1 tRNA gene is annotated in these 375 nt (G+C 43.7%); it reads right to left on the bottom strand.

The annotated features are described in order from the left end of the window. Positions 1-195: 195 nt before the first annotated feature. Positions 196-271: transfer RNA gene (locus tag ACT3T7_RS18435), tRNA-Ala, on the bottom strand. Between the last annotated feature and the right edge of the window lie 104 nt (positions 272-375).

Raw genomic sequence — 375 nt, 5'->3', positions numbered from 1 at the left:
TATCTCGCAATGACAACGATTGCCGGATACGCTTGAGACGTATCACACAACAATTACGTATCAACGTTTTAAAAAACGTTAATGTCAGCATGATATACATTGTTAAAGAGCAACTGTTCAATGAACAGTGATAAAGCGACGTCTAAAAATGTGCGACTTATCAATGGTCACAAAACAAACAAACGGTCAGGTTAATGGTGGAGCCAAGCGGGATCGAACCGCTGACCTCCTGCGTGCAAGGCAGGCGCTCTCCCAGCTGAGCTATGGCCCCATTTTAGGCACTTACCTCTCGGAATTTTATTCATCACAAGGCATTTTATGGCGAAGCATAGCCTGCTATGCGAGTCATAAAATAACGCAGGGATGGATAAAACT

The sequence above is a fragment of the Halomonas sp. 111 genome, from assembly GCF_052379685.1.
In the GTDB taxonomy this organism is placed as follows: domain Bacteria; phylum Pseudomonadota; class Gammaproteobacteria; order Pseudomonadales; family Halomonadaceae; genus Vreelandella; species Vreelandella citrativorans.
Note: the sequence above shows the minus strand (reverse complement) of the source record. Positions and strands in the feature narration are given on the sequence as shown.